This window comes from Nocardioides sp. Z35_8 (assembly GCF_059621125.1).
In genome coordinates, this window is the sequence record NZ_JCAQIE010000003.1 from 1 (window position 1) to 24202 (window position 24202).

At 73.9% G+C, this 24202-nt stretch carries 24 protein-coding genes; 3 read left to right on the plus strand and 21 right to left on the minus strand.

The annotated features are described in order from the left end of the window. The 15 genes from AC54T2_RS14480 to carA all read right to left on the minus strand — a co-directional run. The coding region (locus AC54T2_RS14480; protein ID WP_496666537.1) for a methionyl-tRNA formyltransferase at positions 1–474 on the minus strand (474 nt) is incomplete at its 3' end. Continuing rightward, a complete protein-coding gene (def, locus tag AC54T2_RS14485) occupies positions 474–1019 on the minus strand; it encodes a peptide deformylase (protein ID WP_496666538.1) in 546 nt (181 codons plus the stop codon). The genes def and AC54T2_RS14480, both read right to left, overlap by 1 nt. A gap of 109 nt (positions 1020–1128) precedes the next feature. Beyond that, on the minus strand, positions 1129–3138 hold the full coding sequence (locus AC54T2_RS14490; protein ID WP_496666539.1) for a primosomal protein N': 2010 nt from the start codon (positions 3136–3138) through the stop codon (positions 1129–1131). Positions 3139–3295: 157 nt separating this feature from the next. Continuing rightward, positions 3296–4498, minus strand: a complete 1203-nt coding sequence (metK, locus tag AC54T2_RS14495) for a methionine adenosyltransferase (protein WP_186342120.1) — start codon at positions 4496–4498, stop codon at positions 3296–3298. A 70-nt stretch (positions 4499–4568) separates the two neighbouring features. Next, positions 4569–5786, minus strand: a complete 1218-nt coding sequence (gene coaBC, locus AC54T2_RS14500) for a bifunctional phosphopantothenoylcysteine decarboxylase/phosphopantothenate--cysteine ligase CoaBC (protein WP_496666540.1) — start codon at positions 5784–5786, stop codon at positions 4569–4571. A 13-nt stretch (positions 5787–5799) separates the two neighbouring features. Further along, on the minus strand, positions 5800–6111 hold the full coding sequence (gene rpoZ, locus AC54T2_RS14505) for a DNA-directed RNA polymerase subunit omega (protein ID WP_172261153.1): 312 nt from the start codon (positions 6109–6111) through the stop codon (positions 5800–5802). Positions 6112–6126: 15 nt separating this feature from the next. Then, a complete protein-coding gene (gene gmk / locus AC54T2_RS14510) occupies positions 6127–6759 on the minus strand; it encodes a guanylate kinase (RefSeq protein WP_186342118.1) in 633 nt (210 codons plus the stop codon). Next, entirely contained in the window at positions 6756–7079 is a 324-nt protein-coding gene (mihF, locus tag AC54T2_RS14515) for an integration host factor, actinobacterial type (protein ID WP_186342117.1), read from the minus strand. Before mihF ends, gmk begins: the two co-directional genes overlap by 4 nt. Before the next feature lie 158 nt (positions 7080–7237). Then, positions 7238–7675, minus strand: coding sequence for a hypothetical protein (locus AC54T2_RS14520; protein WP_186342116.1), 438 nt, complete (start codon positions 7673–7675; stop codon positions 7238–7240). Continuing rightward, on the minus strand, positions 7672–8496 hold the full coding sequence (gene pyrF, locus AC54T2_RS14525; protein ID WP_186342115.1) for an orotidine-5'-phosphate decarboxylase: 825 nt from the start codon (positions 8494–8496) through the stop codon (positions 7672–7674). Before pyrF ends, AC54T2_RS14520 begins: the two co-directional genes overlap by 4 nt. Further along, the gene (locus tag AC54T2_RS14530) at positions 8493–9365 is read right to left on the minus strand and encodes a tRNA-dihydrouridine synthase (protein ID WP_186342114.1); all 873 of its coding nucleotides are present in this window, start codon (positions 9363–9365) and stop codon (positions 8493–8495) included. Before AC54T2_RS14530 ends, pyrF begins: the two co-directional genes overlap by 4 nt. After that, on the minus strand, positions 9362–10240 hold the full coding sequence (locus AC54T2_RS14535) for an iron-sulfur cluster-binding protein (RefSeq protein ID WP_489976021.1): 879 nt from the start codon (positions 10238–10240) through the stop codon (positions 9362–9364). The genes AC54T2_RS14530 and AC54T2_RS14535 overlap by 4 nt, the downstream gene beginning before the upstream one ends. Next, entirely contained in the window at positions 10233–11264 is a 1032-nt protein-coding gene (locus tag AC54T2_RS14540; RefSeq protein ID WP_496666541.1) for a quinone-dependent dihydroorotate dehydrogenase, read from the minus strand. Before AC54T2_RS14540 ends, AC54T2_RS14535 begins: the two co-directional genes overlap by 8 nt. Positions 11265–11266: 2 nt before the next feature. Beyond that, entirely contained in the window at positions 11267–14590 is a 3324-nt protein-coding gene (gene carB, locus AC54T2_RS14545; RefSeq protein WP_186342111.1) for a carbamoyl-phosphate synthase large subunit, read from the minus strand. A gap of 1 nt (position 14591) precedes the next feature. Next, positions 14592–15746 (minus strand): glutamine-hydrolyzing carbamoyl-phosphate synthase small subunit, encoded by a 1155-nt coding sequence (gene carA, locus AC54T2_RS14550; protein WP_186342110.1) that lies wholly within the window; start codon positions 15744–15746, stop codon positions 14592–14594. A gap of 247 nt (positions 15747–15993) precedes the next feature. On the opposite strand from carA, the gene AC54T2_RS14555 reads away from it, so the two are divergent. Continuing rightward, positions 15994–17229: an acetyl-CoA hydrolase/transferase family protein gene (locus tag AC54T2_RS14555; RefSeq protein WP_496666542.1), complete on the plus strand. Its 1236-nt coding sequence runs from the start codon at positions 15994–15996 to the stop codon at positions 17227–17229. Between the two features lie 92 nt (positions 17230–17321). Here AC54T2_RS14555 and AC54T2_RS14560 read toward each other — a convergent pair whose 3' ends face one another. Next, a complete protein-coding gene (locus tag AC54T2_RS14560) occupies positions 17322–17747 on the minus strand; it encodes a VOC family protein (protein WP_186342108.1) in 426 nt (141 codons plus the stop codon). Next, a complete protein-coding gene (locus tag AC54T2_RS14565) occupies positions 17747–18400 on the minus strand; it encodes an MSMEG_1061 family FMN-dependent PPOX-type flavoprotein (RefSeq protein WP_496666543.1) in 654 nt (217 codons plus the stop codon). The genes AC54T2_RS14560 and AC54T2_RS14565 overlap by 1 nt, the downstream gene beginning before the upstream one ends. Before the next feature lie 40 nt (positions 18401–18440). Between AC54T2_RS14565 and AC54T2_RS14570 the strand changes: the two genes are divergently transcribed. Continuing rightward, on the plus strand, positions 18441–19157 hold the full coding sequence (locus tag AC54T2_RS14570; protein WP_496666544.1) for a VOC family protein: 717 nt from the start codon (positions 18441–18443) through the stop codon (positions 19155–19157). A gap of 9 nt (positions 19158–19166) precedes the next feature. Here AC54T2_RS14570 and AC54T2_RS14575 read toward each other — a convergent pair whose 3' ends face one another. Genes AC54T2_RS14575 through pyrR form a run of 3 tightly spaced genes read right to left on the minus strand, consistent with a single transcriptional unit; the run spans position 19167 to position 21966 of the window. Further along, a complete protein-coding gene (locus AC54T2_RS14575; RefSeq protein WP_496666545.1) occupies positions 19167–20435 on the minus strand; it encodes a dihydroorotase in 1269 nt (422 codons plus the stop codon). Beyond that, positions 20435–21373 (minus strand): aspartate carbamoyltransferase catalytic subunit, encoded by a 939-nt coding sequence (locus AC54T2_RS14580; protein ID WP_496666546.1) that lies wholly within the window; start codon positions 21371–21373, stop codon positions 20435–20437. The genes AC54T2_RS14575 and AC54T2_RS14580 overlap by 1 nt, the downstream gene beginning before the upstream one ends. Then, positions 21370–21966 (minus strand): bifunctional pyr operon transcriptional regulator/uracil phosphoribosyltransferase PyrR, encoded by a 597-nt coding sequence (pyrR, locus tag AC54T2_RS14585; RefSeq protein WP_489976026.1) that lies wholly within the window; start codon positions 21964–21966, stop codon positions 21370–21372. Before pyrR ends, AC54T2_RS14580 begins: the two co-directional genes overlap by 4 nt. A 152-nt stretch (positions 21967–22118) precedes the next feature. On the opposite strand from pyrR, the gene AC54T2_RS14590 reads away from it, so the two are divergent. Beyond that, positions 22119–22730, plus strand: a complete 612-nt coding sequence (locus AC54T2_RS14590) for a class I SAM-dependent methyltransferase (RefSeq protein ID WP_186342102.1) — start codon at positions 22119–22121, stop codon at positions 22728–22730. Between the two features lie 159 nt (positions 22731–22889). Here AC54T2_RS14590 and AC54T2_RS14595 read toward each other — a convergent pair whose 3' ends face one another. Further along, complete coding sequence (locus tag AC54T2_RS14595; protein WP_496666547.1) at positions 22890–24170, minus strand: acetyl-CoA C-acetyltransferase; 1281 nt, start codon at positions 24168–24170, stop codon at positions 22890–22892. Between the last annotated feature and the right edge of the window lie 32 nt (positions 24171–24202).

The following is a 24202-nucleotide window of genomic DNA, read 5'->3' on the forward strand; positions in this document are numbered from 1 at the left end:
GAGGGAACTGGGGTGGAGGTTTTGCAACGGCTCGTCTTGGCCCCCCCCCCTCTTCGAAAACCACCTCTTTGGCCCCCTCTCCACCCACACCCCCCCCCCCCGAACTTTCCCCCCCCCCCCCCCCCCCCCCCCCCAGGACGGGAGCACGGAGAAGTGGAGGTTGATCCACCCGTGCGGCACCAGGTCGAGCGCCGACTGCGGCAGCAGGGCACCGTAGGCCACCACGGGGCACGCGTCGGGGCGCAGCGCGGCGAGCGCCTCCTGGAACTCGGGGTCGCGCGGGTGCTCGGGCTTGAGCACGGGGACGCCGAGCTCCTCGGCACGCTGGGCGACCGGGCTGGCGACCAGCCTGCGACCGCGGCCGCTGGGGGCGTCCGGGCGGGTGACGACGCCGACGAGCTCGTGGCGGCTGTCGGCGATCGCGTCGAGCGCGGGCAGGGCGACCTCGGGGGTGCCGGCGAAGACGACGCGCATCAGAGGCCCAGTCCGTGGGTGGCGTGCGGGCTGACCCGGACGGTCGGTCGCTCGAGGCCGAACCAGTCGGACTCGCGGATCTCCTTCATCGCCGCCTTGCGGGCTGCGGTGTCGAGCTTGTCGATGAACAGGATCCCGTCGAGGTGGTCGGTCTCGTGCTGCATCGCGCGGGCGAGCAGGTCGGAGGCCACGATGCGCTGCGGCTCGCCGTACATGTCGAACCCCGTCGCGACCACCGACAGGGCGCGGATGCAGTCGTAGGTCAGCTCGGGCAGCGACAGGCACCCCTCGGCGCCGTCCTGGGTCTCCTCGGAGAGCTCCAGGGTGGGGTTGACCAGGTGGCCGACCTCGCCGTCGACGTTCCAGGTGAAGACGCGCAGGCCCACGCCGATCTGCGGTGCCGCGAGGCCGGCACCGGGCGCGGCGAGCATGGTGTCGGTGAGGTCGGCGACGAGCTGGCGGACCTCGCGGTCGAAGTCGTCGACCTCGATCGCTCGCTGGCGGAGCACGGGGTCACCGAAGAGGCGGATGGGCTGGACGGCCACGGAGCTCCCTTGGACGAGGTGGACGAGGTGGACGGTGGGGCCTGGGCAGGCGGCGTCAAGTCTAGGGACGCGTCCGTGGCCCCGTCATGGCGGCCGGGTCTGCGCCGCCTCAGACCGTGAGCGGATCGACCTGCACCCGGACGGGGTCGAGCTTGCGGGCCGAGCGGATCCGCTGGAGGTCGCCCAGCGAGCGCGAGAGCGCCTCGCCGCTCCCCCGAGGGACCCGGACCAGCACGCGGTGCTCGTCGTCCACCGGGACGGGGCCCAGCACCTCGGCGCCGTCGGGGAGGTCGAGCAGGTGGAGGACGTCGTCGAGGGCGCCGAGGTCGCCGGTCACGGTCGCCAGGCGCGCGGCCGGGGGCAGGTGGGCCTGGGAGCGCTCCTCGGCCTCGCGCCGCGCGAAGCCGGCCGGGTCCCACCGGACCAGCGCCTGGAGCGCGGGATGGGCCGGGTCACCCACGGCGACGACGTGGCCGCCGACCCGGGCCAGCGCGGCGGCGTTGAGCCAGCGGCGCAGCGCCTCCTCCGCGGCGCGCATGTCGTCGCGGGCCAGGCTCAGCCACGTGTCGAGGACGACGACGGCCGCGTAGCCCCCCTCGGCGACCGGCTCTGCCCCGACCGTCGCGACGACGAGGTCGGCGGCCGCGTCGACCCGGTCGACCACGCGCTCGCCACTGGAGGTGCGGACCGTGGTGCCGGGGAACATCCGCCCCAGCTCCTCGGCGGTGCGGGCCCCGCCCCGCACGGGGGCGCGCAGGCCGTGGCCGCCGCACGTCGGGCACGACCACGGCGCCTCGACGTGCCCGCACCAGCGGCACCGCGGCGGCACCACGGGGCCGTCGACCACCAGCGGGCCGGTGCACGCGGTGCACCGGGCCGGCGTACGACACGTGTCGCAGGCCAGCGAGGCGGCATAGCCGGCGCGCGGCGTCTGCACCAGCACCGGCCCGGCGGTCAGTCCCTGCCGGATCGCGTCGTAGGCGGCCCGCGGGATGCGCGTGCCGACGGAGCGGTCCTCGGCCGGCACCGCCTCGACCCGCACCCGGCGGCGCAGCACCTCGCGGGGCACCGCCAGCTCGTGGGCCCAGCCGCTCGCGACCAGCTGCTGCGCCTCGGGCGTACGGGCGACGCCGCCGAGCAGCGCGGCCGTGCCCTGCTGCTCGGCGCGCAGCAGGAGCACCTCGCGGGTGTGGGGGTAGGGCGCGCGGGGCTCGGCGTGCAGGTCGTCGCCGTCGTCCCACAGCGCCACCAGCCCGAGGTCGTGCACCGGGGCGAACGCGGCGGAGCGGGTGCCGACGACGACCCGCCGAGCGCCGCGCGAGACGGCGAGGAAGTCGCGGTAGCGGGCGGCCGGACCGCCGTCGGCGCTCAGGCAGACGTGGTGGCCCTCCCCCAGCAGCTCGGTGAGCGCCGCGTCGACGCGCGCGACGTCACGGCGGTCGGGCACGCAGACCAGCGCGCCCCGGCCTGCGGCGTAGGTCGCGGCGACGGCCTCGGCGATCATCGCCGGCCAGTCGTCGCCCGGGGCGGCCGACCAGACCGCGCGGGGGGCGCCGCCGGTGGCGACGTGGCTCAGGAACGCGTCGGCGTGGGGCACCTCGGCCCAGGCCGCGGGGACCGGCGGTGACGGCGCGGGCGGCGCGGGCGGGGAGGGCAGCTTCTCGGTGGCGGCGTGGCGGGGCGGCACCGCCAGGCGCAGCACGTCGGAGCGCGCGCCGGCGTACCGGTGGGCGATCGTGGCGCTGAGCTCGGCGATCTCCGGCGCCAGCACCGGCTCGGGGCTCACCACCCGGCGCAGCGGCTGGAGGATGCCAGTGTGGTCGGTGCGGCTCGCCCGCTCGACGACGTAGCCGTCGACGTCCTGGCCGGCGAAGCGGACCTTCACCCGCGCTCCGGGCACGGCCGTCTCGGCCATGGCGAGCGGGACGGCGTAGTCGAAGGGGCGGTCGAGGTGGGCCAGGGCGATGTCGACGAGCACCCGCGCGACGGGATCGACGGCGGCCGGCTCCCACGCGGCGGCCTTCCGGCGCCGCGTCGCGGCCGCCTTGGCGCGAGCGTCGTCCACGGCAGCACGAAGCCCCGGGAGCATGTCTGCTTCCGGGGCTTCGCGTGAGGTCATGCGGGCGATTGTGTCAGCGGCCACCGACCGTCGTACCTGGTGGGGAAGTCTGACACCTGGAGGGGGTTGCAACGGCCTCCAGGTGTCGGAGTCCCCGCTCGAGCGGGGACTCCGACAGCGACAGCGACAGCGACGGCGGACGACGCCCGCCGCGGCGTCAGACGCCCGCGGCGGCCTTCAGCTTGTCGGCGCGGTCGGTGTTCTCCCAGGTGAACTCCGGCAGCTCGCGGCCGAAGTGGCCGTAGGCGGAGGTCTCGGCGTAGATCGGGCGGAGCAGGTCGAGGTCGCGGATGATCGCGGCCGGACGCAGGTCGAAGACCTCGAGGACGGCGTCCTGGATCAACTCGTCGGACACGACGCCGGTGCCGAAGGTCTCGATGAACACGCCGACCGGGGCGGCCTTGCCGATCGCGTAGGCGACCTGGGCCTCGCACCGGCGGGCCAGCCCGGCCGCGACGACGTTCTTCGCGACCCAGCGCATGGCGTAGGCGGCGGAGCGGTCGACCTTCGAGGGGTCCTTGCCGGAGAACGCGCCGCCACCGTGGCGGGCCATCCCGCCGTAGGTGTCGACGATGATCTTGCGACCGGTCAGGCCGGCGTCACCCATCGGGCCGCCGATGACGAAGGTGCCGGTCGGGTTGACCAGCATGCGGTAGCCCTCGGAGGGCAGGTCGACGTCGGCGAGCACGGGGTCGATGACGTGCTGCTTGATCTCGGCCTCGAGCTGGGCGTGCTCGACGCCGGGGTCGTGCTGGGTGGACAGCACGACGGTGTCGACGCGCACCGGGCGGTCGTCCTCGTCGTACTCGATCGTCACCTGGGTCTTGCCGTCGGGACGCAGGTAGCCGAGCGTCCCGCTCTTGCGGACCTGCGTCAGGCGCTGGGCGAGCCGCTGCGCGATGGTGATCGGGAGCGGCATCAGCTGCGGGGTGTCGTCGCAGGCGTAGCCGAACATCAGGCCCTGGTCGCCCGCGCCGCGCTTGTCGAGCTCGTCCTCCGACGAGCCGACGCGCGACTCGTGGCCGGCGTCGACGCCGGCGGCGATGTCGGTCGACTGGGCGCCGATGGCGACCTGGACGCCGCACGTGTGGCCGTCGAAGCCCTTCTCCGAGGAGTCGTAGCCGATCTCGAGGATCGCCCTGCGGACGATGTCGGCGACCGGTGCGTAGGCACCCGTGCGCACCTCGCCGGCGACGACCACGAGTCCGGTGGTCAGCAGCGTCTCGACGGCCACCCGCAGGTTGGCCTTGTCGGGGTCGGTGGCCATGAGGTGGTCGAGCACCGAGTCGCTGATGCGGTCGGCGATCTTGTCGGGGTGCCCCTCGGTCACGGACTCGGAGGTGAACAGGCGTCCAGCCACGTTGCTCTCGATTCTTCTCTGGGTCGGTCGGATGAAACGTACCTGCTGGCCGGCAGCTGGGACGCAGGTCTCAGTCGGCGAATCGCCGGACGACCTCGTCCCAGATCACGTGCGCCAGGGCGGTCTTGGTGCCGCGGGGCACCTCGACGGCCGCGCCGTCGGAGCCGAGCACCACGGCCTCGTTGTCGGCGCTGCCGAAGACCGCTCCGCCGCTGACGTCGTTGACGACGAGCAGGTCGCAGCCCTTGCGCGCGAGCTTGGCCCGACCGAGGTCGAGCACGGAGCCGGTGGCGTCGCCGGTCTCGGCGGCGAAGCCGACGATGACGGCGTCCTCGCGGGCCCGGTCGTGGGAGATCTCGGCCAGGATGTCGGGGTTCTGCTCGAGCGCGATGGCGGGCGCCGAGCCGTCGTCGGCCTTCTTGATCTTCGCCTCGCTCGTCGAGGTGGGCCGGAAGTCGGCGGGAGCCGCCGCCATCACGACCGCGTTGGCCGTGGCGGTCGCGGCGACGACCGCCTCGCGCAGCTGCGCGGTGGTCTCGACGCGTACGACGCTGGCGCCGGCCGGGTCGGCGAGGCTGACGTTGGCGCTGACCAGGGTGACGTGCGCGCCCCGCGCGGCGGCGGCCCGGGCGAGGGCGTAGCCCTGCAGGCCCGAGGACCGGTTGCCGAGGAAGCGGACCGGGTCGAGGTACTCGCGGGTGCCCCCGGCGGACACGACGACCTTGCGCCCGGCGAGGTCCTGCGGGGCGTCGGCGCCGCGGTCGAGGACCTCGCGCACGAGCTCGAAGATCGCACCGGGCTCGGGAAGGCGGCCCTTGCCGGTGTCGGCGCCGGTGAGGCGCCCCACGGCGGGCTCGATGACGACCGCTCCCCGCTGGCGCAGCGTCGCGACGTTGGCCTGGGTCGCGGGGTGCTCCCACATCTCGGTGTGCATCGCCGGGGCGAACACCACCGGGCAGCGGGCCGTGAGCAGGGTGTTGGTGAGGAGGTCGTCCGCAAGGCCGTGCGCTGCTCGCGCGAGCAGGTCGGCGGTCGCCGGAGCGACCACGACCACGTCGGCCTGCTGGCCGATGTGGACGTGGGGCACGGCGTGGACGCCGGTCCACACGTCGGTCGCGACCGGCTTGCCCGAGAGCGCGGCCCACGTGGGCGCGCCGACGAACTCCAGCGCGGAGGCCGTGGGCACGACGGTGACGTCGTGCCCCGACTCGGTGAACCGGCGCAGCAGCTCGCAGGACTTGTAGGCCGCGATCCCGCCGGAGACGCCCAGGACGACCCGTGCGGTCATCGGGAGGCTCGCGTCACTCCGTGGCGTCGCCGGCAGCGGCCTCGGCGGCAGCGGCCTCGGCGGCGGGGTCGATGTCCTCGCAGGTCAGGAGGTCGTCGTTGATCTCGCGGAGCGCGATCGACAGCGGCTTCTCCTGCACGTGGGTGTCGACGAGCGGGCCGACGTACTCCAGCAGGCCCTCGCCGAGCTGGGAGTAGTAGGCGTTGATCTGGCGGGCACGCTGGGCGCTGTAGAGCACCAGCTTGTACTTGCTGTCGGTCTTGGTGAGCAGGTCGTCGATCGAGGGGTTGGTGACGCCCTCGGCGGCGATGGTGGGAGAAGCCACGGTGTGAGTGCCTCGCTAGTCGGTGGTGGAGGGGGTGGACGGAGCGGGTCCAACCATCAAGGCTACCAACTCGTCGGCTGCGGCGTGAACTTCGTGGTTGACGATGGTGACGTCGAACTCACTCTCCGCGGCCAGCTCGGCCCTGGCGGTCTCCAGCCGGCGCTCGCGCTGGGCCTCGGTCTCGGTGCCGCGGCCGACCAGGCGGCGGACGAGCTCCTCCCACGACGGCGGCTTGAGGAACACGAACAGCGCCTCGGGCATCGTCTCGCGCACCTGGCGCGCGCCCTGCAGGTCGATCTCCAGCATCGCCGGGCGACCAGCTGCCAGCGCGGCGTCGACGGGCCCGCGGGGGGTGCCGTAGCGGGCGGCGCCGTGGACGACGGCCCACTCGAGCAGCTCGCCCCTGGCGATCATCGCGTCGAACTCCTCGTCGGAGACGAACCAGTAGTGGACGCCGTGCTCCTCACCCGGGCGCGGGGCGCGGGTGGTGGCGGAGACCGAGATCCACACCTCGGGGTGCGTGTCGCGCACCGCGGCGGCGACCGTCCCCTTGCCGACGGCCGTCGGACCGGCGAGGACGATCAGGCGCGAACGGGACGCCCGGGGGCCGGGCTGGTCGTCGGCGGGCGTCGGAGCGGGGTCGGTCACGACGCGTCGGGGCCGAACTCACGCTCGAGCGCGGCGACCTGCTTGACGCCGAGGCCCCGCACGCGTCGGCTCTCGGCGATGCCGAGGCGCTCCATCACCTGGCGGGCGCGCACCCGCCCCAGGCCGGGCACCGACTGGAGCAGCTCCACGACCCGCATCTTGCCGATGACCTCGTTGGTCTGGCCCTCGTGGAGGACGTCGACGACGGAGCCGCCGGAGTTCTTCAGCCGGTTCTTCACCTCGGCCCGCTCACGTCGGGAGGCCGCAGCCTTGTCGAGGGCTGCCTGGCGCTGCTCGGGCGTCAGAGGGGGCAAGGCCACGGAGGAGATCCTTCGGGGGTCGGGCAGGGGTCGGAAGGGGAGTTCCGGCTGGTGCGGATCAATCTAGTCACGTCGCGTCGGGTCGGGCAATCGGGCCCACGGCCCCGCCCGCTCGACGTGATGTTCCCCATGGGCGGCGCTGCGGGACACCGCGACGCTCACCCCGAGAGCGGCGTCCCGCAGACGTCGAGCGTGTGCTGCTCGACCTCGGCCATCGCCTCGACCGTCCGTGCGGAGCCGACGGCGCGGGCGGCAGCCTCGATCTCCGCCCGCGCGTCACCCGACAGTCCGGGCGGCGGGTCCTGGGCGGCGTAGGTCGAGGGGTCGACGTCGTGCTCTGCCAGGGCCCGGTCGAGCCGGTGGAGCGGCCGCAGGACCGTCGACCAGTCGTCGGCGATGCCGCGCGGCGCTCGGTCGGCGAGGTCGTCGTAGGCGTCCAGCGCCTCGAGGACGGCGCCGGGGTCGTCGGAGGACGCCACCTCGGAGAGCTCGGCCTGGTGCTCCTCCACGGCCTCGCAGTAGTCCTGCTCGCGGTCGCCCGAACACCCGCCGGCGGCGAGGCACGCCACCAGCAGCGCCGGGACGAGGAGTCTCACGCCCCGAGGCCCCGCACGGCGTCGTTGCCCCGCCGGGCGGCGTCGCGCAGCGCGGCCACGTCGGGCCCGGCCCGCAGCACCTCGCGCGAGGAGCTCGGCAGCGCCCAGCGCGCCGCGGCGCCGAGGATGCGGGTCAGGTCGTCCACCGTGCCGCCCTGGGCGCCGTAGCCCGGCACCAGCAGCGGCCCGTTGATGTCGAGGTCCTCGTCGGTGTCGCCGATCGTCGCCCCGACCACGGCGCCGAAGGAGCCGACCGGCTCCGCCCCGGCGTTGGCCTCCCGCAGGTGGGCCAGCACCGTGCCCGCGACCGTCGCGTCGCCGCTGCGGGCGTGCTGCACCTCCGGGCCCTCCTTGTTGGAGGTCAGCGCGAGGACGAACACCCCGCCGCCGTGGCGCCGCCCGGCCTCGATCATGGGCGCGAGCGACCCGAACCCGAGGTAGGGGCTCGCCGTGACGGCGTCCGAGCCGAGCGGCGAGGTGGGATCGAGGTAGGCGTCGGCGTAGGCCTGGCTCGTCGAGCCGATGTCACCGCGCTTGGCGTCCATCAGCACGAGCGCCCCCGCAGCCCGCGACTCGGCCACCACCCGCTCGAGCACGGCGATGCCGCGGCTGCCGAAGCGCTCGTAGAACGCGCTCTGCGGCTTGACGACACCGACCACCGGGGCGACCGCCTCGACGACGGTGAGCGCGAAGCGCTCCAACGAGGCGACGTCGTCGTCGAGCCCCCACTCGCGCAGCAGCCCGGAGTGCGGGTCGATGCCCACGCAGAACCTCCCCCGGTCCTCGATGGCGTGGGCCAGGCGGGTGCCGAACGGGGTCATCGGGTCTCCTCGGGTCGGGCATTCGGTCGGGGCGCGGGTCGGGCTGCGAGGTCGGCGCGCAGCCGGGTGACGGTCGTGGGGTCGTGGAGCAGAGCGGTGCCGACCTGCACGGCGCTCGCGCCGGCGTCGAGGTAGGCCTCGGCCGAGCGCAGGTCGTGCACGCCACCACACCCGACGACGGGCACCTCGGGCACGGCGCGGCGCACCTCCGCGACGCAGCGCAGGACGATCGGCGCGATCGCGGGCCCGCTGAGCCCGCCCGCCCGCCCGTCGAGCAGGGCGGCGGGGACGGCGTTGCCGATCACGACGGCCGTCGCGCCCGCCTCGTGGCAGGCGCGGGCGCCCTCGACGACGCGGGACACGTCGGGACGCACCTTGGCCAGGACCGGCCGGTCGGCGGGGAACTCGCGCCGCACCGCCGCGATCACGCTGGCCGCGTGGTAGGGCTCACGCACCGCGAACAGCCCGGCGCCCGCCTCGTCCGGCGCGCCGACGTTGATCTCGAGGCCGGCGACCCCGGGGGCGCGGCTGAGCCGGCGGGCGAGGTCGGCGTACTCCCCCATCGTCGCGCCGGCGATCGAGACGAGGACGGTGGCCCCGGCGCGCACCAGCCACGGCAGCTCGGTGGCGAGGAAGTGCTCGAGGCCGGGGTTGGGCAGGCCCACGGCGTTGACCAGCCCGCCCGGCACCTCGCAGACGCGCGGACCGGGGCCGCCGCTGCGGGGGTCGAGGGTGATCGAGCGGGTGACGAACGCGAGCCCGGCCAGACCGTCGGGACCGGCGTAGGCCTCGAGCTCGCGCCCGGTGCCGCCGCAGCCGGCGGCGACCATGACCGGGCCGGGGATCCCGACGACGGGGGCGGCACTCACAGGGCGTCCCACTGGACGCGGTCGCCGCGCACGACGGGACCCTCGGTGCAGGCACGGACGACGCGCTCGACGCCGTCCTCGCCGACGACGGGGAGCGGGCACCCGTGGCACAGCCCGGTGCCGCAGGGCGTCGGCGCCTCCACGGCGACCTGGCTCCAGGCGCCCGCACGCTCGGCGGCTGCCGCGGCGCTGCGGAGGACGTCGTGGGGGCCGGCGGCGTAGACGACGTCGGCGTCGCTGCGGCGGACGAGGTCGTCGACGTGGTCGGCGACCGGCCCGCGCAGGCCGACCGAGCCGTCGGCGGTGAGCACGGTGACGGACCGGGCGGACCGGCGGGCCTCGAGGGCCGACAGCAGGCGCGACTCGTCGGGGGCGGAGACCACCAGCGACACCGCGCAGCCGCGCTCGCGCAGGCGTTCGGCGAGCGGGAAGAGGGGCGCGGCGGCGTAGCCCTCCCCGACGAGCAGGCACGACACGGCGTCCTTGGGCAGCGCGAAGGGCCGCCCCAGTGGTCCGGTGATCGCGATCCGCGCGCCGACGGGCTGGGCGGCGAGCCACCGGGTGCCGCTCCCCCGGGGCTCCACGACGACGTCGAGGGTGGGGCCGAACGCGCTCGACGCGCGCACCCGGTGGATCCACAGCGCACGCCGCGCGACGTGCCCGGCGACGCTGACGGCCACGAAGTTGCCGGCCCGGAAGCGCTCGGGCACGCCCGGCGCGGTCAGGGTCAGGTGGCGGTAGCGCCCGGCGCGCTTGGTGCCGACGACCGCGCCGTCGACATGGACGCTGGGGGGGACGCTGGGGTGGACGCGGTCCCGGTCCCTGGTCCGGTCGCTCGCCTGCCCGCCGCCCGGCACCGGCCGTGGCTCAGCCATCCGTGGCGAGACCCCGCACGATCCGGCGCGGCCACAGCGGACCCTCGTAGACGAACGCCGTGTAGGCCTGCAGCAGGTCGGCGCCGGCCGCGAGCCGACGCCGCGCGTCGTCGACGGTGGTGATGCCGCCGACCCCGATGAGGGTGAGGCCGGGGCCCACGCGCTCGCGGAGCATCCGCACGACGTCCTCGGAGCGCTGGGTCAGCGGACGCCCGCTCAGCCCGCCGGCGCCGACCTCCTGCACGCGGGCGGCGGGCGTGGCGAGGCCGTCGCGGCTGATCGTGGTGTTGGTGGCGATGATGCCGTCGAGCCCGGTGGCGAGGGCGAGGTCGGCCACGGCCAGCACGTCGTCGTCACTGAGGTCGGGCGCGATCTTCACCAGCAGCGGCACCCGGTCGTCGGGGCGCACCTCGTCGGCGCGACGGCGTACGGCGCCCAGCAGCGGCTCGAGCTTCTCCACCGCCTGGAGGTCGCGCAGGCCGGGCGTGTTGGGCGAGGACACGTTGACGACGAGGTAGTCGGCGTAGGGGGCGAGCAGGCCGGCCGACTTCTCGTAGTCGCGGGCGGCCTCCTCCTCGGGGACGACCTTGGTCTTGCCGATGTTGACGCCGAGGACGGTCGAGCCGCCCTCCGCGCGCCAGGCCGCCAGCCGCCGGGCCACGACCTCCGCGCCGTCGTTGTTGAACCCCATCCGGTTGACGATCGCCCGGTCGTCGGTGAGCCGGAAGAGCCGTGGCGCGGGGTTGCCGGGCTGTGCCTCACCGGTGACGGTGCCGATCTCGGCGTGGCCGAAGCCGAGCGCGGCGAGCCCGTCGATCCCGACGGCGTTCTTGTCGAAGCCGGCGGCCAGGCCGAGGGGATGGGGGAAGCTCAGGCCGAGGGCCTGCACGGGCGCGGACGGGACGCGGAGGGCCCGGGCCGTCACGGGCGTCGCCGCCCGGATCGCCCGGAACGCGGCGTGGTGCGCCCGCTCGGGGTCGATCCGGGTCAGGCCCCGCTCGAAGACGATGTCGTAGGCCCCCACGGTCAGGCGTTCCGCTCGGCGCTCAGCGCCGCCCAGTCCTGCAGCGACCGCACCCCGATGTCGCCGCGCCGCATCGCCTCCAGGCCCTGCACCGCGGCGCCGAGGCCCTGGATGGTGGTGATGCACGGGATGTCGGTGATGACGGCGGCCGTGCGGATGTCGTAGCCGTCGGCGCGCGGCGAGCCGCCGCTGGTGGCGCCGTGGGGCGTGTTGATCACCAGGTCGACCTCACGGTCGCGGATCAGTCCCACGATCGTGCGCTCCCCGCCGGGGCCCTCGCCCTCGGACTGCTTGCGGACCACGGTGGCCTGGACGCCGTTGCGCCGCAGCACCTCGGCCGTGCCGGCGGTGGCGAGGATCTCGAAGCCCATGTCGGCGATCTGCTTGACCGGGAAGATCATGTGCCGCTTGTCGCGGTTGGCGACCGACACGAAGACCTTGCCCGACAGCGGCAGCGACCCGTAGGCGGCGGCCTGCGCCTTGGCGAAGGCAGTGCCGAAGAAGGCGTCGAAGCCCATCACCTCGCCGGTCGAGCGCATCTCGGGGCCGAGGAGCGCGTCGACCGTGCGGCCGTCGGCGGTCTTGAAGCGGTCGAAGGGCATGACCGCCTCCTTGACCGCGATCGGCGACCCGTCGGGCAGGTGGCCGCCGTCGCCCTCGGCCGGCAGCACCCCGGCCGCGCGGAGGTCGGCGATCGACTCCCCCAGCATCACCCGGGCCGCGGCCTTCGCCAGCGGCGTGGCGGTGGCCTTGGAGACGAACGGCACGGTGCGCGAGGCGCGGGGGTTGGCCTCCAGGACGTAGAGCACGTCGGAGGCCAGGGCGAACTGGATGTTGAGCAGCCCGCGCACCCCCAGCCCGCGCGCGATGGCGTCCGTGGAGCGGCGGATGCGCTCGACCTCCTCGCGTCCGAGCGTGATCGGCGGCAGCGCGCACGACGAGTCGCCGGAGTGGATGCCGGCCTCCTCGATGTGCTCCATGACCCCGCCCAGGAAGAGCTCGTCGCCGTCGAAGATCGCGTCGACGTCGATCTCCACCGCGTCGTCGAGGAACCGGTCGACCAGCACCGGCTGGCGCTCGTTGATCAGCCCGTTGGCGACGTACTTCGCCAGGTAGGCCTCCAGCGCGGCGTCGTCGTAGACGATCTCCATGCCGCGCCCGCCGAGGACGTACGACGGCCGCACCAGGACGGGGTAGCCGATCTCGTGGGCGATGCGGTGGGCCTGGGGGTAGGACGTCGCGGTGCCGTGCTTGGGCGCCGGCAGGCCGGCGTCGGCGAGCACCCGGCCGAACGCGCCGCGCTCCTCGGCGAGGTGGATCGCCTCCGGCGTGGTGCCGACGATCGGCACGCCGGCGTCGGCGAGGCCCTGCGCCAGGCCGAGCGGAGTCTGGCCGCCCAGCTGGCACACCACGCCGGCGACCGGGCCCGCCAGCTGCTCGGCGTGGACGATCTCCAGGACGTCCTCCAGCGTGAGCGGCTCGAAGTAGAGCCGGTCGGAGGTGTCGTAGTCGGTGCTCACCGTCTCGGGGTTGCAGTTGACCATGATCGTCTCGTAGCCGGCCTCGGCCAGCGCGAGGGAGGCGTGGACGCAGCTGTAGTCGAACTCGATGCCCTGGCCGATCCGGTTGGGACCCGAGCCGAGGATGATCACCGCCTCCTTGCCCTCCGTGCGGGGCCGCACCTCGGTCTCCTCGTCGTAGGACGAGTAGTGGTAGGGCGTGCGCGCGGCGAACTCGGCGGCGCAGGTGTCCACGGTCTTGAACACGGGCCGGATGCCGAGCGCATGGCGTACGCCGCGCACGACGTCGGCGCTGAGGCCGCGGATCTTGCCGACCTGCTCGTCGGAGAAGCCGTGGCGCTTGGCGAGGCGGAGCAGGCCGGGGGTCAGCTCGGTGGCCTCGATGAGCTCCACCGCGACCTCGTTGATCAGCGCGAGCTGGTCGACGAACCACGGGTCGATGGCGGTGGCCTCGAAGATCTCCTCGGCCGTCGCGCCGGCGCGGATCGCGTCCATCACCTTCTTGAGCCGACCGTCGTGCGGGACCCTGATCTCCTCGAGCAGCGCCGCCTTGTCGAGCTCGACGAACTCCTTGTGCCAGTCGAACGGCGCGTGGCTGCTCTCCAGCGACCGCAGCGCCTTCTGCAGCGCCTCGGTGAAGTTGCGCCCGATGGCCATCGCCTCGCCGACCGACTTCATGTGGGTGGTCAGCGTCGGGTCGGCCTCGGGGAACTTCTCGAAGGCGAAGCGCGGCACCTTGACCACGACGTAGTCGAGCGTGGGCTCGAAGGACGCGGGGGTCTCCTGGGTGATGTCGTTGCGGATCTCGTCGAGGGTGTAGCCGATGGCGACCTTGGCCGCGATCTTGGCGATGGGGAAGCCGGTGGCCTTGGACGCCAGCGCGGAGGACCGCGAGACCCGGGGGTTCATCTCGATGACGATCAGCCGGCCGTCCGCCGGATTGACGGCGTACTGGATGTTGCAGCCGCCGGTGTCGACGCCGACGGCGCGGATGATGCCGATCGCGAGGTCGCGCATCGCCTGGTACTCACGGTCGGTGAGCGTCATCGCCGGCGCGACGGTGATCGAGTCGCCGGTGTGGACCCCCATCGGGTCGAGGTTCTCGATGGAGCAGACGATGACGCTGTTGTCGGCGCCGTCGCGCATCACCTCGAGCTCGTACTCCTTCCAGCCGAGGATCGACTCCTCGAGGAGCACCTCGGTGGTCGGGCTGGCCGCCAGTCCGGCCCCGCCGATGCGGCGCAGGTCGGCCTCGTCGTACGCCATGCCGGAGCCGGTGCCGCCCATGGTGAACGACGGGCGGACCACCATGGGGTAGCCCAGGTCGTCGGCGGCGGCGAGCAGGTCGTCGATCGAGTGGCAGATGACGCTGCGCGCCGACTCGCCGCCGAGCTGCTCGACGATCTTCTTGAACTGCTGGCGGTTCTCCCCGCGCTCGATCGCCTCGATCGAGGCGCCGATCAGCTCCACGCCGTACTTCTCCAGCACGCCGGCCTTGTCGAGGGCCATCGCGCAGTTGAGCGCGGTCTGCCCGCCGAGGGTGGCCAGCAGGGCGTCGGGACGCTCCTTGGCGATCACCTTCTCGACGTAGTCGGGGGTGATCGGCTCGACGTAGGTCGCGTCGGCGAACTCCGGGTCGGTCATGATCGTGGCCGGGTTGGAGTTGACCAGGATGACCCGCAGGCCCTCCTCGCGCAGCACGCGGCAGGCCTGGGTGCCGGAGTAGTCGAACTCCGCCGCCTGGCCGATGATGATCGGCCCGGAGCCGATGACCAGGACGCTCTCGATGTCCGTGCGCTTGGGCATGTCAGGCGTCCTTCCGCTGGGGCCGCTGGGAGCTGACGTCGGCCATCAGGTCGCAGAACCGGTCGAAGAGGTAGGCGGCGTCGTGCGGGCCCGCGGCCGCCTCGGGGTGGTACTGCACGGAGAAGCTGACGAGCCGGCCGTCGGCGTCGCGCAGCTCGAGCCCCTCGACGACGTCGTCGTTGAGGCACACGTGGCTGACCGACGCCTCGCCGAACTCGGTCGTCGTCGAGCCCTCGAGCGGTGCGTCGACCGCGAAGCCGTGGTTGTGGGCGGTGACCTCCACCTTGCCGGTGGTGCGGTCCATCACCGGCTGGTTGATGCCGCGGTGGCCGTACTTCAGCTTGTAGGTGCCGAAGCCGAGCGCGCGGCCGAAGAGCTGGTTGCCGAAGCAGATGCCGAAGTAGGGCACGCCGGCGCGCAGCGCGTCCTGCAGCAGCCGGACCTGGCCGGTGGTGGCGGCCGGGTCACCGGGACCGTTGGAGAAGAAGAGCCCGTCGGGGGCGACGGCGAGGACGTCGTCGATGCCGGCGGTGGCCGGCAGCACGTGCACCTCGATGCCGCGCTCGCTCATCATCCGCGGGGTGTTGGCCTTGATCCCGAGGTCGACGGCGGCGACCGTGAAGCGCTTCTCGCCCACCGCGGGGACGACGTAGGGCTCCGCGGTGGTGACGGCCTCACTGAGGTTGGCGCCGCTCATCTGCGCCGACTCCCGCACCCGGTCGAGCAGGCGCTGCGGGTCGGTCTCTGTCGTCGAGATGCCCACGCGCATCGCGCCCCGCTCGCGCAGGTGGCGGGTCAGCGCGCGGGTGTCGACGCCGCTGATGCCCACCACGCCCTGTGCGCGCAGGTCGTCGTCCAGGGTGCGCACGCTGCGCCAGCTGCTCGGCACCCGGGCGGGGTCGCGCACGACGTAGCCGGCGACCCAGATGCGCGAGGACTCGACGTCCTCGTCGTTCATGCCGGTGTTGCCGACGTGCGGGGCCGTCATCACGACGACCTGGCGGTGGTAGCTGGGGTCGGTCAGCGTCTCCTGGTAGCCGGACATGCCGGTGGAGAAGACCGCCTCGCCGAAGGTCTCGCCCTCGGCTCCGAACGACTCACCGCGAAAGGTGCGCCCGTCCTCGAGGACCAAGAGCGCTGGGGCAGGCAGAGCCATGCCGTACCTCCTTCTCCGCCTCACGGGACGGATCGTTAAAGGATGTTCGAGCCGTCGCCGACCCTACCAGCGAGATCACGTGCCTGCGGCATCGTGCCGGCCTGTCGAGACACCGTGTGCGGGCCAGTCCGACGGCGGGTCGGGAGGCCGGTCGGGAGGCGGGCCGGACCCACCTGATGACCAAGGTCTCACCACGACGGGCCGGTCGGCCCCGTGAGCAGGGGCGCCGGGCTGCCACGCTGTGGCCATGCGCATCGTCGAGATCGACCAGGCCGTCCGCGAGGTGCGGGAGCACTGTGCCCCGCTCGGGAGTCCGCGGGTGGTGACCAGCGGCAACCACGCCACTCCGGTCACCCTCCTCGGCCCGCTGCTGGCGGAGCTGCCGCAGGCCCGCCTCCACGCCCTCAACGCCCAGCCCGACGTCCCGATCCACGACGGCGTGGTGCCCGAGACGACGTTCGTGGGGCCCGGTTTCCGCCGGCACCCTCGGCTGGCCTACGTGCCGTGCCGGCTCTCGATGGTCCCGCGACTCTTCCACGGCCCGCTCGCGCCCGACGTGGTCGTGGTGCACACGACCACGCCCCGCGACGGCCAGGTCTCGCTGGGGCTGGAGGTCAACGTGCTCCCGGCCGCGATCGAGGCGGCCCGCGAGCGCGGCGCCCTGGTCGTCGCCCAGCTCAACCCCCGGATGCCGTGGACCTTCGGCGACGCCGTCGTGTCGGTGGGCGACCTCGACCTCGGCGTCGAGGTCGACGTCGCCCTGACGACCCACGTGGCCCGCCCACCGAGCGAGGACGCCCGCCTGATCGGGTCGCTGGTGGCCGCCGAGATCGGCGACGGCGCGACCCTGCAGGCCGGCATCGGCGAGGTGCCGGACGCCACGATCGCCGGAGTGCTCGAGCGCCGCGGCCTCAAGGTGTGGACCGAGATGTTCAGCGACGGCGTCCTGGTGCTGGAGGAGGCAGGAGCGCTCGACACCGCCACCCCCGTGCGCACGTCGTTCGTGTTCGGCAGCAGCGAGCTGTACGCGTGGGTGGACGACAACCCGCGGGTGTGGATGCTGCGCACCGAGACGACCAACTCCCCCGCCGTCATCGCCCAGCAGCCGGCGATGACGTCGATCAACACCGCTCTGCAGGTCGACCTGTTCGACCAGGCCAACGCGTCGCGGATCGGCGCCCGGATCCACAGCGGGTTCGGCGGCCAGACCGACTTCACCGTCGGCGCCAGCCACTCACCGGGCGGGCGGGCGTTCATGGCGCTGCGCAGCTGGCACCCGCGCGCCGACGTGTCGACGATCGTGCCGCTCGTCGACGAGCCGGTCACCTCGCTGCAGCACGGCGCCGTGGTCACCGAGCAGGGCGTGGCGTGGATGTGGGGGCGCAGCGAGCGCGAGCAGGCGCGCAACCTCATCGAGCACGCCGCCCACCCGAGCGTGCGCGACGACCTCTGGGAGGAGGCGAGGGCGCTCGGCCTGGCCTGACGGGCGGCGCGCCCTCCCACCTCCAAACGTCATGGGAGTCCCCGGTCCCGACCGGGCGTCCTCATGACGTCGGCCGGCGGATCAGGCGTACGTCAGGAGACGAGCACGCAGAACACGTGCCCCGCAGGGCTGGCGTAGGCCCGCAGCGGCTCCTCCTCGTCGTCGGTGCGGTCCAGGCGCGGCTCACCTCCGAGCTCGAGCACCAGGTCGTGCACGGCGTCCAGGGCCGACACCGACGGCACGGTCGTGTCGAGGTGCGACACCGCCGGATGTCCCGGCTCGGGCCAGCGGCTCGGCGGGAGGGCGTCGACCTGCTGGATCGCGAGGGCGCGGTGTCCGTCGGGGTGGGTGAGCACCACCCAGTCGGCGTCGTCGTCCGACCCGTCGTCCGGGGGCTCGTCGCCGGCTCGGTAGGCCAGGCCGAGCAGGCCGCGCCAGAACTCCGACTCCTGGCGAACGTCGACCGCGTCGAGGACGGTGTGCAGCAGGTGCGGCACGACGGGTGGGAAGTCGCTCATCAGTAGAGCCCCTTGTCGTAGTTGGCCGGGCGGTAGTAGTCCTCGAGCTCGGCGAGCCCCTGGCCGGCGACCGGCTCGAGCTCGTGGGCGATGACCGCGCGCGGCGGCACCTGCTCGGGGTCCCACGTGCCGGGCTCCCACAGCTGCGCACGCCGGAACGCCTTGGAGCAGTGGAAGAAGACCGTCTCGATCTCCACGACCAGCGCCAGCACCGGGCGGCGACCCCGCACCGCGAGGGCGTCGAAGAACGGCGCGTCGGACACCAGGCGCGCGCGACCGTTGATGCGCAGCGTGTCGCCGCGCCCGGGCACGACGAACACCAGGCCGACGTGGGGGTTGGCCAGCACGTTGCGGTAGCCGTCGACGCGTCGGTTGCCCGGACGCTCGGCGATCGCGATGGTCGCGTCGTCCACGACGTGCACGAGCGTGCCGGCCGGGTCGCCCTTCGGGCTGGCGTCGCAGCGTCCGTCGGCGTCGGCGGTGGCGAGCACGCAGAACGGCGACGCCGCGAGCCAGGCGCGGTCGATGTCGCTCAGCCGTGCGCGCTCCTTGGTGCGCGCGCGCTCCCCCGGTCGTCCCACCAGGTCTTCGAGCTGATCGGGCGTGGTCACGGCGGGCCAGGCGGCCTCGTCCTCGGTCGTCGACGTGCGCATGACGCCGACGCTACTCGCCCGCGGTGGCAGGATGACCGACATGACGGCGTGGATCCAGGTCTTCCTCGACACGCCCGCGAGCGCGTTCGACGGGACCGTGCGGTTCTGGTCCGCCGTGACCGGGTGGACGCCGTCCGAGCGGCGCGGGGAGGACGGCCAGTTCCTCACCCTGGTGCCTGCGTCGGGTGCGGCGTACGTCAGGGTGCAGGCCGTCGACGCCCCGGCGGGCGTGCACCTCGACCTCGACTCGTCCGACCGGTCGGCGGCCGTGGCCCGCGCGACCTCGCTGGGCGCGACGCCGGCCTGGACCTACCACGACGTGGAGGTGATGCGCTCCCCCGGCGGCCTCGCGTTCTGCCACACGCTCGTGGACGGCGAGCCGCGACTGGTGCGCGACGGCGCCACGATCCTCGACCAGGTGTGCCTCGACGTGCCCTCCCGCCAGTGGGACGCCGAGGTCGCCTTCTGGGCCGACCTCACCGGGCGCGGTCCGCAGCAGGGGCCGTCGCCCGCGTTCGTCCGACTGGTCGAGTACGGCATGCTCCGCCTGCTGCTGCAGCGCCTCGACGAGCCCGACGGGACGGTGCGCGCCCACCCCGACCTCGCGACCGCGGACCGCGCGGCCGACGTCGCGGAGCACGTGCGGCTCGGCGCCCGGCTCGAGGCCGTGCACGACCACTGGACCGTGCTCACCGCGCCGGGCGGGCAGGTCTACTGCCTCACCGACCGCGACCCGGCCACCGGCCGCGCCGGCTGAGGGTGCGGCTCAGACCAGGGCCCCGTCACGCACGGTGACCCGGCCGCCGTAGACCGTATGCACGACCCGCGAGGTGAGGCTGCGGCCGTGCCACGGGTTGTTGCGCGAGAGCGACGCCGAGCTGTCGCGGTCGACGGTGACCTGCGCGTCGGGGTCGACGAGCACGACGTGCGCCGGCGATCCCGCGGCGAGCGGCCTGCCCTGGTCGGCGAGCCCCGCGATCCGCGCCGGCGTCGCCGACATGACCCGCGCGATGTCGCTCCACGACAGCTCGGGCAGCGCGGTGCGTACGACGGCGAGCGCGGTCTCGATGCCGGTCATGCCGAAGGCGGCGTCGACGAACGCGTGCTCCTTGTCGTGGCGGGCGTGCGGCGCGTGGTCGGTGGCGACGGCGTCGATCGTGCCGTCGGCCAGCGCCTCGCGGAGCGCGTCGACGTCCTCCTGCGGGCGCAGGGGCGGGTTGACCTTGAACGTCGGGTCGTAGCCGGTGAGCATGTCGGTGGTCAGCAGCAGGTGGTGGGGCGTGACCTCGGCGGTGACGTCGATGCCCTGGGTCTTGGCCCAGCGGAGCACCTCGACCGAGCCGGCGGTCGAGACGTGCGCGACGTGCACGCGCGAGCCGGTGTGCCGGGCGAGCATCACGTCGCGGGCGACGATGACCTCCTCGGCGATCCCCGGCCAGCCGGGCAGCCCGAGGCGACCGGAGAGCTCGCCCTCGTGGCAGCAGGCAGCGGGCCCGGCGAGGGTCGGGTCCTGGGAGTGCTGCGACACCACGCCGCCGAACGCCTTGACGTACTCCAGCGCCCGGCGCATCACCCGCGCGTCGTGGACGCACTTCCCGTCGTCGGAGAACACCGTCACCGCCGCCCTCGACCGGTGCATCAGCCCCAGCTCGGCCAGCTCCTCGCCGCCCAGTCCGCGGGTCACCGCCCCGACGGGCTGCACGTGCACCAGCCCGGCCTCGCGGCCCAGCTCCCACACCCGCGTGGCCGCCTCGGCGGTGTCGGTCACGGGCGAGGTGTTGGCCATCGCGAGCACGGCCGTGTAGCCGCCCAGCGCCGCGGCCCGCGAGCCGGTCAGGATCGTCTCGGCGTCCTCGCGGCCGGGCTCGCGCAGGTGGGTGTGCAGGTCGACGAGCCCGGGCAGGGCGACCAGGCCGTCGGCGTCGATGGTCTCGGCGCCCGCCGGCGCCTCGTCGACCAGCCGCCCCGCGTCGTCGACGTACAGGTCCCCGGACGCCTCGCCGAGCAGCGCGGCCCCCTTGATCACCAGCGACATCAGGCGGTCCCTCCCCGGGTCGCCCCGGCCAGCAGGTGGTAGAGCACGGCCATCCGGATCGCGAGCCCGCTGGAGACCTGCTCCAGCACCACCGACTGGGCCGCGTCGGCGGCGTCGGCGGCGATCTCGAGGCCGCGGTTCATCGGGCCCGGGTGGCAGATCGGCACGTCGGGCTTGAGCAGCGCGAGCCGGTCGCGGGTGAGCCCGTAGCCGACGGTGTACTCGCGCGGGCTCGGGAAGAACGCGCCCGACATCCGCTCGCGCTGGACCCGCAGCATCATCACGGCGTCGGCGTCGGGAAGCACCGCGTCGAGGTCGTACGACGTCTCGAAGCCCGCCGCGGCCGACCACGCGGCGATCCCGCTCGGCATCAGCGTGGGCGGCGCCACGACCGTGACGCGCGCCCCGAGCCTGGTCAGGCACTGGACGTTGGAGCGGAAGACGCGGCTGTGGGTCAGGTCGCCGACGATCGCGACGTGCCGGCCCTCGAGCGAGCCGAGGTGGCGCCGCAGCGTGTAGGCGTCGAGCAGCGCCTGGGTGGGGTGCTCGTGCATGCCGTCGCCGGCGTTGACGACGGCCGCGTCGACCCACTGGCTGACCTGGAGCGCGGCGCCGCTGGCGGGGTGGCGGATCACCAGGCCGTCCACGCCCATCGCGCAGACGGTCAGCACGGTGTCGCGCAGGCTCTCGCCCTTCGACGTGCTCGAGCCCTTGGCGCTGACGTTGATGACGTCGGCGGAGAGCCACTTGCCGGCGATCTCGAACGACGACCGGGTGCGGGTCGAGTCCTCGAAGAACATGTTGACGACCGTGCGACCACGCAGGGCCGGCAGCTTCTTGACGTCGCGGGTCTGCACGTCGTGCATGTCGGCGGCCGTCTCGAACAGCTGGAGGATCTCGTCGGTCGTCAGGTCGTCGATGGAGAGCAGGTGCTTCACGAGATCGTCACCTCGTCGGCGCCGTCGACCTCGGCCAGCCGCACGCTGACGCGCTCGGCGAGGGCGCTGGGCAGGTTCTTGCCGACGTGGTCGGCGCGGATCGGCAGCTCGCGGTGGCCGCGGTCGACCAGCACGGCGAGGCGTACGGCGCCGGGCCGGCCGAGGTCGGCGAGCGCGTCGAGCGCCGCCCGGATGGTGCGCCCGGAGAACAGCACGTCGTCGACCAGGACGACGACCTTCCCGTCGATGCCACCGGGGGGCAGGGCCGTCTTGTGGGCCCGCCGGGTGGGCTGGGAGCGCAGGTCGTCGCGATACATCGTCACGTCGAGCTCGCCCACCGCGACCGGTGCGCCCTCGACCGCGGCGATCCTCTCGGCGATGCGTCGCGCGAGGGGCACGCCGCGGGTGTGCAGGCCGAGCAGCACCAGGTCGGTGGCGCCCTTGTTGCGCTCGAGCAGCTCGTGCGAGATCCGCGTCAGCGCCCGGGAGATGTCGTGGGCGTCGAGGACGGTGCGCTCGGTGCGGTCCGCGCTCCCGGTCGGTGCGGTCGCGTCGGGGACGGCGTCTGTCGCGGTCTCGTCGGTGGCAGGCATCTGCGCGCCGGACCTCCTTCTCCGCCTCACGGGACGGCTCGTTAAAGGATGTCGATCGGGAGCGACCCTAGCAGTCGGGCCCGCCAGGAGCGCCGGAGTAGTACGCTCGCAGAGCAGCGGTACTCTCCGCGCACGCAGGTCAGGAACTTCATATGGGCATCGGCTACGCCACCGCATATCGCGCCGGGATCACTCCCTGGGAGAAGGCGAGCCGCGAGGACCAGCCCACCCTCCTGCACCTCCTCGATCACGAGGAGACCCTTCGCCCCGACCGGCTCCGTCGCGCGATCGACCTCGGCTGCGGCCGCGGCGCCAACACCAAGCTCCTCGTCGACCGCGGCTGGGACGCCATGGGGATCGACTTCGTCCGCCAGGCCGTCGACGTCGCCGTGCGCCGCAACGGCCTCGACGACGCCCGGTTCGTCATCGGCGACGTGCGCCACCTGGTGCACTCCGGCGTGGGCAACCGGTTCGACCTGTTCCTCGACGTCGGGTGCTTCCAGAGCCTCGACGACGCCGGCCGCACCCTCATGGCCGGCGGTGTCACCGAGCTCGCCGAGCCCGACGCCACCATCCTGATGCGTACGGGCGGCCCGCGGGCGTGGCCCATCCGCGCGCGCAACGCCGTGCGTCACGACATCGAGCGCGCCTACCGCGGCTGGGACGTGACGGCCGTGTCGGGCATCGGCTCGACCGACGCCGCAGCTCCCGCCCGCGCGCCCGGCGGGCGTCGCGGCGAGTGGTTCCGCCTCACCCGCGCCTGATCCTGTCCGGGGGCCCAACTGGCTGCTGTCGGAGTCCCCGCTCGAGCGGGGAGTCTGACACTTGGAGGCCTTTGCAACCGCCTCCAGGTGTCGAAGTCCCCGCTCGAGCGGGGACTTCGACGACGACACGGGACGGCCAGGGACGGGGCCCGCGGGAGCTCAGCGCTCCAGGATGGCGACGACCCCCTGGCCGCCGGCGGCGCAGATCGAGATCAGCGCCCGGCCCGAGCCCTTCTGGGCGAGCAGCTTCGCGGCGACGGGGAGGATCCGGCCGCCGGTGGCGGCGAAGGGGTGGGCCGCGGCGAGCGAGGAGCCGTTGACGTTGAGCCGGTCGTGGTCGATGGCGCCGAGCGGGGCGTCGAGGCCGAGCCGCTCGGTGCAGAACACCGGGTCCTCCCAGGCCGCGAGCGTCGCCAGGACCTGCGAGGCGAACGCCTCGTGGATCTCGTAGTAGTCGAAGTCCTGCAGCGTGAGCCCGTTGCGCGCGAGCATCCGCGGCACGGCGTACGCCGGAGCCATCAGCAGGCCCTCGTGCCCGTTGACGTAGTCGACGGCCGCGGTCTCGGCGTCGACGAGGTGCGCGAGCACCGGCAGGCCGCGCTCCTGCGCCCACTCGTCGCTGGAGAGCAGCACCGCGGACGCACCGTCGGACAGCGGGGTGCTGTTGCCGGCGGTCATCGTGGCCGCTGCGCCCTTGCCGAAGACAGGCGTGAGCGCCGCGAGCCTCTCCACCGACGTGTCGGGGCGCAGGTTGTTGTCGCGCTCGACCCCGCGGAACGGCGTCACGAGGTCGTCGTGGAAGCCCTCGTCGTACGAACGGGCGAGGTGGTGGTGCGAGCGCGCGGCCAGCTCGTCCTGGGCCTCGCGGGTGATCCGCCACTCGAGGGCGGTCAGCGCCGCGTGCTCGCCCATGGAGAGGCCGGTGCGGGGCTCGCCGTTCTGCGGGATGTCGAGGCCGATGTCGCCGGGACGGATCGAGCCGAGGGCCTTGAGCCGGCCGGCGGTGTCCTTGGCGGCGCTGACGCGCATCAGCTTGCGACGGAGCCTGTCGCTGATCGCGACCGGGGCGTCCGAGGTGGTGTCGGTGCCGCCCGCGACCCCGGCGTCGACGACGCCGAGGGCGATCTTGGTGGCCACCTGGATCGCGGCCTGCAGCCCGGTGCCGCAGGCCTGCTGGATGTCGACGGCCGGGGTCTCGGGCGCGAGGCGGGAGCCGAGGACGCACTCGCGGGTCAGGTTGAAGTCGCGCGAGTGCTTGAGCACGGCGCCGGCGACGACCTCGCCGAGCCGCTCGCCCCGCAGGTCGAACCGGTCGACCAGGCCGTCGATCGCCGCGGTGAGCATCTCCTGGTTGGAGACCCCGGCGTAGACGGTGTGGGAGCGCGCGAACGGGATGCGGTTGCCGCCGACGACGGCGACGGGGCGGGTGGTGGGCTGCATGTTCCTATCCTTGCCGCAGCGCCGGCTCCCGC

Bases quoted from the DNA above. Each gene is read 5' to 3' on its own strand.
- AC54T2_RS14490 (WP_496666539.1), bottom strand. From the start codon at position 3,138: ATGACCTCACGCGAAGCCCCGGAAGCAGACATGCTCCCGGGGCTTCGT.
- AC54T2_RS14570 (WP_496666544.1), top strand. From the start codon at position 18,441: ATGACGGCGTGGATCCAGGTCTTCCTCGACACGCCCGCGAGCGCGTTC.
- carA (WP_186342110.1), bottom strand. From the start codon at position 15,746: ATGGCTCTGCCTGCCCCAGCGCTCTTGGTCCTCGAGGACGGGCGCACC.
- carB (WP_186342111.1), bottom strand. From the start codon at position 14,590: ATGCCCAAGCGCACGGACATCGAGAGCGTCCTGGTCATCGGCTCCGGG.
- pyrF (WP_186342115.1), bottom strand. From the start codon at position 8,496: ATGACCCCGTTCGGCACCCGCCTGGCCCACGCCATCGAGGACCGGGGG.
- AC54T2_RS14575 (WP_496666545.1), bottom strand. From the start codon at position 20,435: ATGTCGCTGGTGATCAAGGGGGCCGCGCTGCTCGGCGAGGCGTCCGGG.
- AC54T2_RS14590 (WP_186342102.1), top strand. From the start codon at position 22,119: ATGGGCATCGGCTACGCCACCGCATATCGCGCCGGGATCACTCCCTGG.
- coaBC (WP_496666540.1), bottom strand. From the start codon at position 5,786: ATGACCGCACGGGTCGTCCTGGGCGTCTCCGGCGGGATCGCGGCCTAC.
- AC54T2_RS14565 (WP_496666543.1), bottom strand. From the start codon at position 18,400: ATGCGCACGTCGACGACCGAGGACGAGGCCGCCTGGCCCGCCGTGACC.
- AC54T2_RS14555 (WP_496666542.1), top strand. From the start codon at position 15,994: ATGCGCATCGTCGAGATCGACCAGGCCGTCCGCGAGGTGCGGGAGCAC.
- AC54T2_RS14535 (WP_489976021.1), bottom strand. From the start codon at position 10,240: ATGGCTGAGCCACGGCCGGTGCCGGGCGGCGGGCAGGCGAGCGACCGG.
- AC54T2_RS14560 (WP_186342108.1), bottom strand. From the start codon at position 17,747: ATGAGCGACTTCCCACCCGTCGTGCCGCACCTGCTGCACACCGTCCTC.
- pyrR (WP_489976026.1), bottom strand. From the start codon at position 21,966: ATGCCTGCCACCGACGAGACCGCGACAGACGCCGTCCCCGACGCGACC.
- AC54T2_RS14595 (WP_496666547.1), bottom strand. From the start codon at position 24,170: ATGCAGCCCACCACCCGCCCCGTCGCCGTCGTCGGCGGCAACCGCATC.